We start from the raw sequence: 15676 nt of genomic DNA, 5'->3' as shown, positions 1-15676 counted from the left end.
TTCGCGCGGATTAGCCCGGAACGCGAACCCAGCCTTCCATGAGCACACGCGCACTGCGACTCATCATGGCTTTTTTGACTTGCCATTCCCCATCTACTTTATCAGCCTGTGCACCCACTCGTAGCGTACCTGACGGATGACCAAAACGCACTGCGTCCAAGTTGCCGCCACCTGCAGCAAGATTGACCAGCGTACCGGGGATGGCCGCTGCAGTACCGATGGCGACAGCCGCCGTACCCATCATGGCGTGGTGGAGTTTGCCCATCGATAACGCGCGAACCAATACATTGATATCGGAGGCTGAGATTGCTTTGCCACTTGAGGCGATGTAATCGGTAGGTTGGGCGACAAATGCGACCTTGGGGGTATGTTGTCGCTTAGCCGCTTCGTCAAGATGACTAATGAGTCCCATACGTACAGCACCGTGGGCACGAATTTTTTCAAACATCTCAAGTGCTTTGGGGTCACTATTGATGTCGTCCTGAAGTTCGGTGCCTTTGTAGCCGACGGCCTCTGCATTGATAAAAATAGTAGGGATGCCGGCGTTAATCATGGTCGCTTTGAGCGTACCCACGCCAGGAACGACCAGATCGTCCACGAGGTTACCCGTCGGGAACATTGCGCCGCCGCCGCCTTCTTCTTCGGCTGCAGGATCCATAAACTCTAGCTGAACTTCAGCGGCGGGAAAGGTTACGCCATCGAGTTCAAAATCACCTGTTTCCTGCACGGCACCGTTGGTCATCTGCACGTGAGAGATGATGGTTTTGCCAATATTCGCTTGCCAGATTCTGACTGTGGCGATGCCGTTTTGTGGGATACGGCTAGGATCAACCAGACCATTGCTGATGCTAAAAGGGCCTACCGCCGCAGACAGGTTGCCGCAGTTACCGCTCCAGTCGATGAAAGGCTTGTCAATGGAGACTTGGCCAAACAAGTAATCGACGTCGTGATCTGGACGCGTGCTTTTAGCCAAAATGACAGTTTTACTCGTGCTGGATGTTGCCGCTCCCATGCCGTCTGTCTGTTTGCCGTAAGGGTCTGGGCTGCCAATGACGCGCATCAGCAGTGCGTCGCGGGCTGCACCAGGCACCTGTGTGGCGGGCGGCATATCCTGCAAGCGAAAGAAAACGCCTTTGCTCGTACCGCCACGCATATAGGTGGCGGGAACTTTAATTTGAGGTGCATGCGCCATTTGAAAGTTTCCTAAAGTAAATAGCTCTCAGTGGAGTTCGGTCGGGCCCTCAGTGAGGGCCCGCTTGGGTGGTTATGCCGCTGCAGTAGATTCGAGGAAGTCTTGGGCGAAACGCTGCAAGACACCGCCTGCTTCGTAGATCGAGACTTCTTCTGCAGTATCGAGACGACAAGTCATCGGAACCTCGAGCCTTTCACCGTTTTTGCGAGTAATGACGAGGGTCAAGGTCGCGAGCGGCGTGGGTTTACCCAGCACGTCATAGATTTCAGTGCCATCGAGCTGTAAGGTCTTGCGATCGACACCGGCTTTAAATTCAAGCGGAAGAACGCCCATGCCCACCAGATTGGTGCGGTGGATACGCTCGAAGCCCTCGGCCGCAATGGCTTCGACACCCGCAAGGCGAACCCCTTTTGCTGCCCAGTCGCGCGAGGAGCCTTGGCCATAGTCCGCACCTGCCACGATGATCAATGGCTGTTTACGTTCCATATAGGTCTCGATTGCTTCCCACATGCGTGTGACCTTGCCCTCTGGCTCAATACGCGCCAGTGAGCCCTGCTTGACCTTGCCGTTTTCCAACACCATCTCGTTAAGAAGCTTGGGGTTGGCAAACGTCGCGCGCTGCGCAGTCAAATGGTCGCCTCGATGGGTCGCGTAGGAGTTGAAGTCCTCTTCCGGCAAGCCCATTTTCTCAAGGTATTCGCCAGCTGCGCTATCGAGCATGATGGCATTCGAAGGAGACAAGTGATCCGTCGTGATGTTGTCACCCAGCACCGCTAGTGGGCGCATGCCTTTTAGTTCACGCGCACCCGCGAGAGCACCTTCCCAGTAAGGAGGGCGACGGATGTAGGTACTCTGTGGGCGCCAGTCATACAGTGGACTGAGTTTCTCACCAGTGTCCACCGACACGGCGAACATCGGCTCATACACCTTGCGGAACTGCTCGGGCTTGACGCTGGCTTTGACGATGGCATCAATCTCTTCGTCCGAGGGCCAGATGTCCTTGAGCATGACGGGTTTGCCATGCTGGTCGATACCCAGCACATCGCGCTCGATGTCAAAGCGGATCGTGCCCGCGATCGCGTAGGCCACTACTAGGGGAGGCGAGGCCAGAAACGCTTGCTTGGCATAGGGGTGAATGCGGCCGTCAAAATTACGGTTGCCGGACAAGACAGCTGTCGCGTACAGATCGCGATCAATGATCTCTTGTTGAATCACAGGGTCCAGCGCGCCGCTCATCCCGTTACAGGTCGTGCAAGCAAACGCCACAATGCCAAAGCCGAGTTTTTCCAACTCAGGCAATAGTTTCGCGTCGTCGAGATAAAGCTCAACAGTCTTCGAGCCAGGTGCCAATGAGCTTTTGACCCAAGGCTTGCGTGTCAGTCCGCGCGCGTTTGCATTGCGAGCCAACAGGCCCGCAGCAATCACATTACGCGGATTGCTTGTATTGGTACAGCTCGTAATCGCCGCAATAATGACAGCGCCATCAGGCATCAGACCTGGTTCGTTTTCTACCTTGCCGGAAATGCCTTTAGCGGCCAGATCTGTCGTGGCGACACGACGATGTGGATTAGAAGGGCCCGCGATGTTGCGTACAACAGTGGACAAGTCGAAATGTAAGACACGCTCATACTCAGCGGTCTTGAGGCTATCGGCCCAGAGTCCTGCATGCTTGGCATAAGTCTCAACAAGTTTGACTTGCTCAGCCTCGCGACCCGTCAAGGTCAGATAGTCGATAGTTTGCTGATCGATGTAAAACATCGCAGCCGTCGCACCATACTCTGGCGTCATGTTTGAAATCGTTGCACGGTCGCCGAGTGTGAGATGTGCTGCACCTTCGCCGAAAAACTCGAGGTAGGACGACACAACTTTTTGACTACGCAAATACTCTGTGAGCGCCAACACTAAATCAGTGGCGGTGATGCCAGGCTGCAATTTGCCAGTGAGCTCCACACCAATAATGTCAGGCAGTCTCATCCAAGAGGCACGACCAAGCATGACACTCTCTGCCTCTAAGCCGCCCACGCCAATGGCGATCACGCCAAGTGCGTCCACATGCGGCGTGTGACTATCTGTGCCAACCAAGGTATCAGGAAAGGCGACACCCTCTTGAGCATGAATCACGGGCGACATGCGCTCCAGATTGATCTGATGCATGATGCCGTTGCCGGGAGGAATCACGTCAACGTTTTTGAAGGTCTTTTTTGTCCAGTTAATAAAATGGAAACGATCTTCATTGCGTCTATCTTCGATGGCACGGTTTTTCTCAAACGCGTCCGGATCGAAACCGCCGCATTCGACTGCCAGAGAGTGATCGACAATCAATTGTGTCGGAACAACCGGATTGACGAGTGCGGGATCTCCGCCTTGCGCTGCGATCGCATCCCTCAAGCCTGCCAAATCCACGAGGGCGGTTTGCCCAAGAATGTCATGGCACACAACCCTGGCAGGAAACCAGGGAAAATCCAGATCGCGCTTGCGTTCGATGATTTGCGTCAAAGAAGCGACCAGCGTTGCAGGGTCGCAACGACGCACCAGATTTTCAGCCAGCACACGCGAGGTGTAGGGCAGCGTGTCATAAGCACCAGGCTTGATCGCATTGACAGCCGCACGGGTGTCAAAGTAGTCGAGGTTGGTGCCAGGAAGAGGTTTGCGATTCGCAGTATTCATATGGATTAACGACGCTTGGCAAGTGGAACGAATTTCTGATCATCAGGACCGGTGTAGTTGGCTGCCGGACGAATGATCTTGTTGTCGATACGTTGCTCGATGATGTGTGCCGACCAGCCAGCTGTCCGCGCAATCACGAACAGGGGTGTAAACATCGCTGTCGGTACGCCCATCATGTGATATGACACTGCCGAGAACCAGTCGAGGTTGGCGAACATTTTTTTCGCATCCCACATCACTGCTTCGAGACGATCGGCGATGTCATACATCTTGGTAGTGCCGGCTTTCTTTGACAAGCGCAAGGCAACATCTTTGATGACCTTGTTGCGCGGATCAGAGATCGTATAGACGGGGTGGCCAAAGCCAATGATGACTTCTTTGTTTTCAACGCGCGCGCGCACGTCGGCTTCAGCTTCGTCGGGTGTCTCATAGCGCTTTTGAACTTCAAAAGCGACTTCGTTTGCACCGCCATGCTTGGGGCCGCGCAGAGCGCCAATGCCGCCAGCAATCGCTGAGTACATGTCGGAGCCTGTGCCTGCGATCACGCGGCAGGTAAAGGTCGAGGCATTGAACTCGTGCTCTGCGTACAAAATAAGTGAGGTGTGCATGGCACGGACCCAATCCGCATTGGGTTTTTTGCCGTGCAAGAGGTGCAGGAAGTGTGCGCCGATCGAATCGTCATCGGTTTGAACATCAATGATGCGACCATTGTGGCTAAAGTGATACCAGTAGAGCAGGGCGGAGCCGAGGTTGGCCATCAGGCGGTCAGCGATGTCACGCGCATCAGGCGTGTTGTGATCTTCTTTTTCTGGCAGGATGCAGCCAAGGGCGGAGGCGGCAGTGCGCATCACGTCCATCGGGTGGCTAGCGGCAGGCAGAGACTCGAGCACAGTCTGCAACTGCGCTGGCAGACCGCGCATCGAACGTAGTTTTTCTTTGTAAGCAGCTAATTCAGCCTTGTTAGGCAGTTTGCCGTGGATCAGCAGGTGCGCGATTTCCTCAAATTCGCTGGTGTCAGCAAAATCAAGAATGTCATACCCGCGGTAATGCAAGTCGTTACCGCTGCGACCGACTGTACACAGGGCAGTGTTACCCGCTGTCACACCTGAGAGTGCAACAGATTTTTTAGGTTTGAAAACAGGTGCTGCAGTCTCGACAGCTTTCGCTGGAGCGGCGCGTTTTACAGGTTTTTTTGTCGTGGCCATGTTGGTTCTCTCAATGAATTATTTGGATTTGCCTTGGGCAAACAGTACGTCGAGTTTGCCTTCGAATTCGTGATAATTGATGCGGTCGTAGAGTTCGTCACGCGTTTGCATGATGTCGATGACATTGCGCTGATGACCGTCGCGGCGGATGGCGGTGTACACCGTCTCTGCAGCTTTGTTCATGGCACGGAACGCTGACAGCGGGTAGAGCACCATGCCCACGCCTGAGCTGCGCAACTCATCCACTGAAAAGAGTGGAGTTTTGCCAAATTCAGTGATGTTGGCGAGCAAGGGTACGCTGACTGCCTTTGAAAACTTTTCAAACGTAGCGAGGTCGTAGGCTGCTTCGGCAAAAATTGCATCGGCACCCGCCTCAACGCAGGCAATCGCACGCTCAATCGCTGCGTCCACGCCATGCGAGGCGATCGCATCGGTGCGGGCGATCAGGTAGAAACTGTCATCTGTGCGTGCATCGGCCGCAGCCTTGACGCGGTCGCGCATTTCTTCAGTCGACACGATTTCCTTACCTGGGCGATGACCACAGCGCTTGGCGCCGACTTGGTCTTCGATGTGGCAACCGGCAGCGCCGAATTTGCTCAAACTCTGAATGGTGCGCGCGATGTTAAAGGCCGAGGGACCGAAGCCTGTGTCGATGTCGACGATCAACGGTGTATCGCATACGTCTGTGATGCGGCGCACATCAGTGAGTACGTCATCAAGTGTATTGATGCCTAAGTCGGGCAGACCCAACGAACCTGCTGCAACGCCGCCACCGGAGAGGTAGATGGCCTTAAAGCCGGCGCGCTTGGCAAGCAGAGCGTGGTTGGCGTTGATAGCGCCGATAATTTGCAGAGGCTTTTCGGCTGCGAGTGCTTCGCGAAACCGTTGACCAGCGGGGGCTTGTTTGGACATCTTGATCTCCGTGACGAATATTGATCTTTTGAAAAATGATCTTATAAAAAAATGGGCCCTTGTGGGGCCCATTAACTCGGTGCTTACTTGAGCAAATGAGCGACTGCGTCGCGCTCTTCTGTCAGCTCTTTAAGCGTCAGGTCCATGCGCTCTCGAGAGAACGCGTCTACTTCGAGACCTGTCACGCGGTGATATTCACCACCTTCACAGGTGACGGGCACGCCGTACATGATGCCTTCGGGAATGCCGTAGGACCCATCGGAAGGAACGCCCATGGTGACCCACTTGCCGTTTGTGCCCAACACCCAATCACGCACGTGATCGATTGCGGCATTAGCGGCCGATGCGGCTGAAGACAGACCACGTGCTTCAATGATGGCAGCGCCGCGCTTACCGACTGTGGGCAAGAACACGTCGCGGTTCCAAGCTGCATCGTTGATCAGTTTTTCTACGCTCTGACCGCCAATGGTGGCAAAACGGTAGTCAGCATACATAGTAGGCGAGTGGTTGCCCCACACTGCGAGTTTTTGAATCTCTGCAACAGGCTTACCCATTTTTGAGGCCAACTGTGACAAGGCACGGTTGTGATCCAGGCGAAGCATGGCGGTAAAGTTTTTCGCCGGCAGGCTAGGTGCAGACTTCATTGCGATATAAGCATTGGTGTTGGCAGGGTTACCGACAACCAGCACTTTGACGTTGCGGTTTGCGACCGCGTCAAGCGCTTTGCCTTGTGCGGTGAAAATGGCTGCGTTCACAGCCAACAGGTCTGCGCGCTCCATGCCAGGACCGCGTGGACGTGAACCGACCAGTAAGGCGACTTCCACGTCTTTGAATGCTTCGAGTGGATCACTGTGCGCAGTCATGGATTGCAGCAAAGGAAACGCGCAATCATCAAGCTCCATCATGACGCCTTTGAGCGCTTTTTGGGCTTTTTCGTCCGGAATTTCCAGCAGTTGCAAAATAACAGGCTGGTCTTTGCCAAGCATTTCGCCTGAAGCGATACGGAACAAAAGGGCGTAACCGATCTGGCCTGCTGCACCAGTAACCGCAACACGCATGGCGGGTTTGGACATAACGATCTCCGATAGAACTGAGAGGATTGTGAAAAGGGTAATGATGGAGTTTAGCTTTTTTGTGGGCCTCTTATACGCTCGGCTCAGCACAAGAAAATTGACCCCCAAATGCTAATGCAAATACACGTAATTCGTCAACAATCTTATATCTTATATAAGACACAAGAGTAATGGACTTTCATTTCACCTTATGTCACAATGGCGAATGATTTTCCAGAGCCTTTCCGATGTCTGATAGTCCTCGCTCCCGCGCCGCTCCAGCCGATTCTGGCACGAGCTCGGCGGCTGCATTTAGCCCTCTTTATCAGCAGATTAAATCTTTGCTGGTCAAGTCGTTGGATGCGGGTGAGTGGAAACCTGGAGAGTCCATTCCGAGCGAAATCGAACTGGCTGCGCGCTTTCAGGTGAGCCAAGGCACGGTGAGAAAAGCGATTGATGAGCTGGCCTCACAAAATATCCTGTTGAGGCGCCAGGGCAAAGGCACTTTTGTTGCCACGCATCTCGAGCCGCGGGTTCGCTTCAGATTTTTGAGATTGGCGCCCACCGAAGGTGAGCCCGAGCCAGCCCAAAGCAGAGTGCTTGATTGTCGACGCATGCGTGCCAATGCAGACATTGCTCGCGCGCTTGAGATCAAGTCTGGTGATCCAGTGGTAGCAATTCGGCGCGTGCTGTCTTTCTCTGGCGTGCCAACGGTGATCGACGATATTTATTTGCCCGGCAACTTATTCAAGGGGTTGACCGCAGATTTGTTAAATGACTATTCGGGGCCGTTGTATGGGTTATTTGAGTCTGAGTTCGGTATCAACATGGTGCGAGCAGAGGAAAAACTGCGGGCTGTAGCCGCACCGGACGATATTGCGCAGGCTCTTGGTTTGGTTGCCTCAATACCCCTACTTTGTGTGGAGCGAATTTCCTTCACCTACGGAAACCGTCCTGTAGAATTACGTATCGGTCATTATGTGACTAATGAGTATTATTATCGTAATAGCTTGAATTAATTGGTTTTTTTTATCGTTTTACACGCAGTCTCTACATGAGCGAAAATAACGTGTTTTCTCTTATCCAACTGTTTTATGTTCGAGGTCGTTATGTCTGACACAGCTAACAAGCCGCGTCCTCAATTCCGTAACATCAACGTTACTGATTTGATGAAGTATCGCTTGCCGATGGCCGGAAAAGTTTCCATTCTTCACCGAGTGAGTGGCGCTTTACTCTTTTTGTGCTTGCCGTTCCTGATTGCACTGTTTGCGATGAGTTTCGCTAGCCAAGCCGGGTTTAATGCTCTGGCAATGGTGATTGGTCACCCAATCGTAAAGTTGATTCTCTTGGTCTTGATTTGGGGCTATTTGCATCACTTCTGTGCTGGTATTCGTTACTTGATCCTGGATTTGCACATTGGATTGGATAAAGAGTCTGCAGCTAAAAGCGCAAGTCTTGTCATGGGTGTGAGCTTGGCGCTCACTCTGGTTTTTGGCCTCAAATTATTCGGAGTGTGGTGATGGTTCCCGTCGAAAAAATCGGTCCTAAGCGCTTAGTAGTCGGCGCGCACTACGGCACGGGTGAGTTCATTGCTCAGCGTGTCACCGCCATCATTCTCGCGGTTTACACCCTGGTGTTGCTAGTCGGCATCCTGACGATGTCTGGCTTCAACTACGAGGGCTGGAAAAACCTCTTCACGTTCACCGTGCTCTTTATGCCTTTGGGACAGATCCTCGCTACGCTCGCGATGTTTTCGCTTGCTTGGCACGCCTGGATTGGCGTGCGCGATATCTGGATGGACTACATCAAGCCCGTAGGCCTTCGTATTTTTTTACTGGTTCTGACTCTTCTTTGGTTGGTCGGATCAGTCGTGTACTTTGTACACATCCTCTGGAGAAACTAAGCCGTGGCAGCTGTCAAATCAACTTTACCGCGCCGTCAATTTGACGTGGTCGTCGTGGGTGCCGGTGGAGCCGGCATGCGTTGCTCCCTTCAACTCGCAAATGCGGGCTTGTCCGTTGCAGTGCTTTCAAAAGTCTTTCCAACTCGCTCGCACACCGTGGCAGCGCAGGGTGGTATTGGTGCCTCTTTAGGCAACATGAGCGAAGACAATTGGTACTGGCACATGTACGATACCGTCAAGGGTTCGGATTGGCTGGGCGACCAAGATGCAATCGAATTCATGTGTCGTGAAGCCCCCAATGCCGTGTACGAGCTTGAGCACATGGGTATGCCTTTTGACCGCAACCCTGACGGTACGATCTATCAGCGTCCGTTCGGTGGTCATACTGCTAACTTTGGCGAAAAGCCTGTTCAGCGTGCTTGCGCTGCAGCTGACCGTACCGGTCACGCGTTGTTGCACACACTCTATCAGCGCAACGTCGCTTCACGTACCCAGTTTTTCGTTGAGTGGATGGCGCTTGACCTGATCCGCAACGACGCAGGTGACGTGTTAGGCGTGACCGCGCTCGAGATGGAAACTGGCGAGATCTATATTTTCGAAGCCAAAACAACCGTGATCGCGACAGGTGGTGCGGGTCGTATTTGGGCTGCGTCGACTAACGCCTTCATCAATACCGGCGACGGAATGGGCATGGCCGCTCGTGCTGGCATCCCCATGATGGACATGGAGTTTTGGCAATTTCACCCCACTGGCGTTGCCGGTGCGGGCGTGCTGATCACTGAAGGTGTTCGCGGCGAGGGCGGTATTTTGCTCAACAAGGACGGCGAGCGCTTCATGGAGCGTTATGCGCCTACATTGAAAGACTTGGCACCACGCGACTTTATTTCGCGTTGTATGGACCAGGAAATCAAGGAAGGCCGTGGTTGCGGACCGGACGGCGCTTACGTCCACCTCAAGCTCGACCACCTCGGTGCCGACGTGATCAACAAGCGTTTGCCTTCGATCCTCGAAATCGGACACAAATTCGCGAACGTTGACGCAACCAAAGAGCCCATCCCCGTTGTTCCAACCATCCACTATCAGATGGGCGGCATCCCCTGTAACTACAACGGTCAAGTCACAACATGGGACGGCCAGCAGACCAAGATCGTCAATGGTCTCTACGCAATTGGTGAGTGCTCGGCAACTTCTGTTCACGGCGCAAACCGACTGGGTACCAACTCCTTGTTGGATCTGATTGTGTTTGGTCGTGCAGCCGGTAACCATATCGTTGCCGCTCACCCAGAGCGTCAGCGTGCACATCAGCCATTGCCACAAGAGTCCGTGGACTTTTCACTCGAGCGTGTCAACAAGCTTGAACAGCGTAAAACGGGTGAAAAGACACAGTTTGTCGGTAACGAAATTCGTAACGCTATGCAACAGCATTGCGGCGTGTTCCGTACGATGGCCTCCCTCAAAGAAGGCGTGGCAAAGATTGATGCCCTGGCCGAGAAAGTCGATAACATCGCTTTCCAGGACAAGTCCAAGGTCTTTAATACTGCCCGTATTGAGGCGCTCGAATTGAGCAACATGATTGAAGTGGCGCGTTCGACGATTCACTCAGCTGCAGCACGTACGGAAAGCCGTGGTGCGCATGCACTGGATGATTTCCCAGCACGTGATGATGACAACTGGATCAAGCACACACTTTGGTACTCGAAAGGCAATCGCCTCGATTACAAGCCTGTGCAGATGCAGCCACTCACAGTCGAAAGCTTCCCGCCCAAGACCCGCACATTCTAAGTCAGGATACCTGGAATAAATCATGAGCAAAAAACGCATCGTGAAGTTTGAAATTTACCGCTACGATCCTGACAAGGATGAGCGTCCCTACATGCAAAAACTCGAAGTTGAGTTGCAGCCTACAGACAAGATGTTGCTGGATGCGCTGATTCGCATCAAGATGGACGTTGATGACAGTTTGGCACTGCGCCGCTCATGCCGCGAAGGCGTCTGCGGTTCGGATGCGATGAACATCAATGGCAAAAACGGACTGGCTTGCACAACCAACATGCTCGAACTTAAAGAGCCTGTCGTGTTGCGTCCACTCCCAGGCTTGCCTGTGATTCGCGATCTGATCGTCGATATGACGCACTTCTTTAATCAATATCATTCGATTCGCCCATACTTGATCAACGACACGCCACCGCCTGAAAAGGAGCGTTTGCAGACGCCCGAGGCACGCGAAGAGCTTGATGGTTTGTATGAGTGTATTTTGTGCGCCTGTTGCTCGACCTCCTGCCCATCGTTCTGGTGGAATCCAGACAAGTTTGTCGGTCCAGCTGGACTGTTGCAAGCTTATCGTTTCATTGCCGACACTCGCGACCATGAAACAGCTGAGCGTCTCGACAATCTTGAGGATCCATACCGCTTGTTCCGCTGCCACACCATTATGAATTGTGTGGACGTGTGTCCAAAAGGTCTGAATCCAACACGCGCAATTGGTAAGATCAAAGAAATGCTTGTGCGTCGTACTGTCTAGCATAGAGAACTCATGGGAACATTATCAGATCAGGATCGAATAAGGTTACGTTGGCGTGCCAGACGGGGTCTGCTCGAAAATGATCTGATTCTCACGCGTTATCTCGATGTTTATCAAGCAGAGCTGACAGACGTCGAAGTCGGCGCGCTGACCCAACTGTTTGAACTCTCAGACAACGAGCTGTTAGACTTATTATTAGGTCGTGTTGAGCCCGAGGGGGCGCTTGACCGACCCGCAGTCAAGATGGTGCTTGCGCAGATACGCGCGGCATAGACAGCATCCTGCCTCGCTAACCAAATATAAACGAAGGAATTACGTATGAACCTGTCCGACAAAAAAGCCACGTTATCGTTTTCAGACGGTAGCCCTTCGGTTGATTTTCCTATGTACAACGGCAGCGTCGGTCCACAGGTTATCGACATCCGTAAGCTATATGGTCAGACCGGTCTGTTTACTTACGATCCAGGTTTTTTGTCGACCGCTTCATGTACGTCCAACATCACCTACATCGACGGTGACAAGGGTGAGTTGCTGTATCGCGGCTACCCGATCGAAGAGCTCGCCGTCAATTGCGACTTCATGGATATCAGCTATCTGATCCTCAATGGTGAGCTGCCTGATCCCAAGCAAAAAACTGAATTTGACACGCTCGTGTCCAAGCACACGATGGTCAACGAGCAAATGCACTTTTTCTTGCGTGGTTTCCGTCGTGACGCGCATCCAATGGCTGTCTTGACAGGTTTGGTTGGGGCGTTGTCTGCGTTCTATCATGACTCGACAGACATCACCAATCCGCATCACCGTCATGTCTCTGCGATTCGCTTGATCGCCAAGATGCCGACTCTCGTCGCCATGGCATACAAGTATTCTCAGGGTCAGCCTTACATTTATCCACAAAATAATCTTTCGTACACAGGCAACTTCCTGCGCATGATGTTCGCCACGCCTTGCGAAGAGTATGTGGTCAATCCTGTTGTCGAGCGCGCGCTTGATCGTATCTTTATTTTGCATGCTGACCACGAGCAAAACGCTTCGACTTCTACCGTGCGTTTGTGTGGCTCGTCAGGCACCAATCCTTTTGCCGCGATTGCTTCTGGTGTTGCTTGTTTGTGGGGTCCCGCTCACGGTGGCGCCAACGAAGCATGTTTGCAGATGCTCGAGGAGTTGCAGGCCAAGGGCGGAATGTCCAAAGTCGGCGAGTTCATGGAGCAGGTCAAAGACAAAAACTCTGGCGTACGTTTGATGGGCTTTGGTCACCGCGTTTACAAAAACTACGATCCTCGCGCCAAGCTCATGCAGCAAACATGCAAGGAAGTATTGGCGGCACTTGGTCTGGAAAATGATCCACTGTTTAAACTCGCCATGGAAGTTGAGCGTATTGCGCTTGAGGATCCTTACTTCGTTGAGCGTAAGCTTTATCCAAACGTTGATTTCTACTCCGGTATCGTTCAGCGTGCGATCGGTGTTCCGACTGCCTTGTTCACTGCGATTTTCGCGTTGGCTCGGACCGTTGGTTGGATTGCGCAGTGGAATGAAATGATTTCTGATCCAGAGTACAAAATTGGCCGTCCACGCCAGCTGTATCAGGGTTCAGTATCACGCTCGGTTCCCAAGCGTTAATCACAAAAAGTGTTTGGTGTAAAAAAAGCCTGATCGCTCGATCAGGCTTTTTTTTATGTGAAGGAGCCTCTCAAGGCTGCCCTCCGGGCAGCCCTTCAGGCCAACTAGCGCTGCTCAGCTTCCATCTGTGCATCAATGACGGCTAGAGCCGTCATGTTGATCACTCGACGCACCGTGGCGCTGTTCGTCAAAATATGCACTGGACGTGCAGCACCCAGCAAAACAGGACCCATTGCGATGCCGTTACTGCCTGTCATTTTCAACAGGTTGTACGTGACATTGCCTGTGTCCAAGTTTGGCATGACCAGCAGGTTGGCGCTGCCTTTCAACGTGCTGTCTGGGTAGTTTGCTGTTCTGATTGACTCAGAAAGTGCTGAGTCCGCATGCATTTCACCATCCACCTCAAGTGAAGGAGCGCGCTCGCTGATGAGCTGTCGTGCCTGCGCCATTTTGCGTGAAGAGGCAGTTGGGCGACTACCAAAATTGGAGTGTGAGAGTAGGGCGATTTTTGGAACGATGCCAAAGTTGCGCATTTTGTGTGCGGCCTGAACGGTCATGTCCGCGACTTGTTCCGCGGAGGGATCTTCGTTCACGTGCGTGTCACAAATGAACAGTGTCTGGTCGGAAAGCATCAGTACATTCATTGCGGCAAAGGTAGACGCGCCTTTTTGCAGACCGATCACATCTTCAACATATTTGAGTTGATTATCGAAACGGCTGCCGATGCCGCAGAGCACTGCATCGGCATCACCACGCTTGAGGAGCAGCACGGCAATGAGCGTGTTGTGCTTGCGGACCATCGCCTTGGCGATAGTGGGTGTTACACCCTCGCGACCTTTGATGCGGTAATACTCTTGCCATGACTCGTTAAAGCGTGCGTCATCCTCGGGATCCACAATCTCAATATTTTTACCAACTTCCAGACGCAAGCCCATTTTCTGGATGCGCATATTGATCACTGACGGACGACCAATCAAAATCGGGAAAGCGATTTTTTCGTCGGACACAGTTTGGGCGGCACGCAAGACACGCTCGTCTTCGCCATCCGCGTAAATCACGCGCTTAGGCGCGCGTTTAGCTTGCGTGAAAAGCGGGCTCATCAGCTGGCCGGAGTGGTAAATCATGGCCTGGAGTTTCGCTTTATAAGCCTCCATGTCTTGGATGGGGCGGCGCGCAACACCAGACTCGGCTGCGGCTTGCGCCACGGCGGGCGCGATTTGAACAATGAGACGAGGATCGAAAGGCTTGGGAATGATGTAATCCGGCCCAAAGGTCAGGTCTTGGCCGGCATAGGCTTGTGCGACCTCGTCGCTTTGCTCGGCCTCTGCGAGCTCGGCAATTGCCTTGACGCAAGCAAGTTTCATGGCCTCTGTAATGCTGCTGGCGCCTGCATCCAACGCTCCGCGGAAAATAAACGGGAAGCAAAGGACGTTGTTGACTTGGTTCGGATAGTCGGAGCGTCCCGTCGCGATAATGCAATCTGGACGTGCAGCTTTTGCGATTTCGGGGCGAATTTCAGGCTCTGGGTTTGCCAAGGCCAAAATCAGGGGCTTTGTGCCCATGCTCTTGACCATTTCCCCATTGACGACTCCGGGGGCTGAGCAACCCAAGAATACGTCCGCGCCCACCATTGCCTCAGCAAGGGTACGAAGCTCAGTCTTTTGGGCATAGCGTTTTTTATTTTCTTCCATTTGCGCATCGCGACCTTCATAGATGACGCCGCGCGAGTCACAAACAAAAATGTGTTCTTTTTTGATGCCGAGGTGGACAAGTAAATCCAAGCAAGCAATTGATGCCGCACCGGCGCCAGATACAACCAGTTTGACCTGATCCATCTTCTTACCCACGACCTTCAGACCATTCATGATCGCCGCGGAGGAAATGATGGCTGTTCCGTGCTGGTCATCATGAAAAACAGGGATCTTCATGCGCTCACGCAGCTTTTTCTCGATGTAAAAGCACTCTGGCGCTTTGATGTCTTCGAGGTTAATGCCGCCAAGGGTGGGCTCGAGTGCAGCGATGATGTCCACGAGCTTGTCTGGATCGGTCTCCGCGAGTTCGATATCAAACACATCAATCCCGGCAAACTTCTTGAACAGGCAGCCTTTACCCTCCATAACAGGTTTTGCTGCCAGGGGGCCGATATTGCCAAGCCCCAGCACCGCAGTACCATTCGTGATGACGGCGACCAAATTGGAGCGCGAGGTGTACTTTGCCGCCGCCTCATCACCCTGCGCATGAATTGCCATGCAGGCTGCTGCAACCCCTGGCGAGTACGCTAGCGATAAATCGTCTTGATTGGCGAGGGGCTTTGTCGGGGTAACAGAGATTTTCCCGGGGGTGGGGTATGCGTGGTAATCAAGCGCTAACTTGGCAAGGTTCTCGTCCATGGATCTCATCAATGCGAAAGGTGAAAAAAGTAACGCCAAGCTTACAGGCATGCGCAGGCTTAAGCATCAAATTCACAATTTTTTCGATTTTGCGGTGCAGCATCAGCCAAAACAATTAAAAGCTTGGGGTTATACTTATGTGCCGGCTCTTAAGGCTATTAAATAACCGCCTTCTGCCCCGCTATCCGCAAATCGGTTTGGCCGAGAAAACGGA

Annotated in this window: 14 protein-coding genes; 8 read left to right on the top strand and 6 right to left on the bottom strand. The window is 52.9% G+C overall.

What is annotated here, in order from left to right:
• Nucleotides 1-10: 10 nt before the first annotated feature.
• The 5 genes from prpF to WBJ47_RS00700 form a co-directional block, all read right to left on the bottom strand.
• A complete protein-coding gene (gene prpF / locus WBJ47_RS00720) occupies nt 11-1192 on the bottom strand; it encodes a 2-methylaconitate cis-trans isomerase PrpF (protein ID WP_424585270.1) in 1182 nt (393 codons plus the stop codon).
• 72 nt (nt 1193-1264) lie between these two features.
• Nucleotides 1265-3859 (bottom strand): Fe/S-dependent 2-methylisocitrate dehydratase AcnD, encoded by a 2595-nt coding sequence (gene acnD, locus WBJ47_RS00715; RefSeq protein ID WP_422244628.1) that lies wholly within the window; start codon nt 3857-3859, stop codon nt 1265-1267.
• A 5-nt stretch (nt 3860-3864) separates the two neighbouring features.
• Nucleotides 3865-5064: a bifunctional 2-methylcitrate synthase/citrate synthase gene (gene prpC, locus WBJ47_RS00710; protein ID WP_422244626.1), complete on the bottom strand. Its 1200-nt coding sequence runs from the start codon at nt 5062-5064 to the stop codon at nt 3865-3867.
• A gap of 18 nt (nt 5065-5082) precedes the next feature.
• Nucleotides 5083-5976, bottom strand: a complete 894-nt coding sequence (gene prpB / locus WBJ47_RS00705; protein WP_422244624.1) for a methylisocitrate lyase — start codon at nt 5974-5976, stop codon at nt 5083-5085.
• Nucleotides 5977-6059: 83 nt separating this feature from the next.
• Nucleotides 6060-7049 carry a malate dehydrogenase gene (locus WBJ47_RS00700; protein ID WP_422244622.1) on the bottom strand — a complete coding sequence of 330 codons (990 nt, stop codon included), beginning with the start codon at nt 7047-7049 and terminating at the stop codon, nt 6060-6062.
• A gap of 227 nt (nt 7050-7276) precedes the next feature.
• On the opposite strand from WBJ47_RS00700, the gene WBJ47_RS00695 reads away from it, so the two are divergent.
• The 7 genes from WBJ47_RS00695 (at nt 7277) to WBJ47_RS00665 (ending at nt 13072) form a co-directional block, all read left to right on the top strand.
• Entirely contained in the window at nt 7277-8047 is a 771-nt protein-coding gene (locus WBJ47_RS00695; protein ID WP_422244620.1) for a GntR family transcriptional regulator, read from the top strand.
• 90 nt (nt 8048-8137) lie between these two features.
• Nucleotides 8138-8548 (top strand): succinate dehydrogenase, cytochrome b556 subunit, encoded by a 411-nt coding sequence (gene sdhC, locus WBJ47_RS00690; protein WP_422244618.1) that lies wholly within the window; start codon nt 8138-8140, stop codon nt 8546-8548.
• Complete coding sequence (sdhD, locus tag WBJ47_RS00685) at nt 8548-8931, top strand: succinate dehydrogenase, hydrophobic membrane anchor protein (protein WP_422244631.1); 384 nt, start codon at nt 8548-8550, stop codon at nt 8929-8931. The genes sdhC and sdhD overlap by 1 nt, the downstream gene beginning before the upstream one ends.
• 3 nt (nt 8932-8934) lie before the next feature.
• Entirely contained in the window at nt 8935-10713 is a 1779-nt protein-coding gene (gene sdhA / locus WBJ47_RS00680; protein WP_424585269.1) for a succinate dehydrogenase flavoprotein subunit, read from the top strand.
• A 22-nt stretch (nt 10714-10735) separates the two neighbouring features.
• Nucleotides 10736-11452, top strand: a complete 717-nt coding sequence (locus WBJ47_RS00675) for a succinate dehydrogenase iron-sulfur subunit (protein ID WP_422243363.1) — start codon at nt 10736-10738, stop codon at nt 11450-11452.
• Nucleotides 11453-11464: 12 nt separating this feature from the next.
• Nucleotides 11465-11725 (top strand): succinate dehydrogenase assembly factor 2, encoded by a 261-nt coding sequence (locus WBJ47_RS00670; protein WP_422243362.1) that lies wholly within the window; start codon nt 11465-11467, stop codon nt 11723-11725.
• Nucleotides 11726-11770: 45 nt separating this feature from the next.
• Nucleotides 11771-13072 (top strand): citrate synthase, encoded by a 1302-nt coding sequence (locus WBJ47_RS00665; protein ID WP_422243361.1) that lies wholly within the window; start codon nt 11771-11773, stop codon nt 13070-13072.
• 104 nt (nt 13073-13176) lie between these two features.
• On the opposite strand, the gene WBJ47_RS00660 is transcribed toward WBJ47_RS00665, so the two are convergent.
• Nucleotides 13177-15462 carry an NADP-dependent malic enzyme gene (locus WBJ47_RS00660; protein WP_422243360.1) on the bottom strand — a complete coding sequence of 762 codons (2286 nt, stop codon included), beginning with the start codon at nt 15460-15462 and terminating at the stop codon, nt 13177-13179.
• Here WBJ47_RS00660 and WBJ47_RS00655 point away from each other — a divergent pair.
• On the top strand, nt 15461-15628 hold the full coding sequence (locus tag WBJ47_RS00655; protein ID WP_422243359.1) for a hypothetical protein: 168 nt from the start codon (nt 15461-15463) through the stop codon (nt 15626-15628). The genes WBJ47_RS00660 and WBJ47_RS00655 overlap by 2 nt on opposite strands.
• Nucleotides 15629-15676 lie beyond the last annotated feature (48 nt).

The sequence above is a fragment of the Zwartia sp. genome (genome assembly GCF_049655405.1).
Classification (GTDB): domain Bacteria; phylum Pseudomonadota; class Gammaproteobacteria; order Burkholderiales; family Burkholderiaceae_B; genus Zwartia.
The sequence above is the reverse complement of the archived record's forward strand: the minus strand, read 5'-3'. Positions and strand labels throughout refer to the sequence as shown.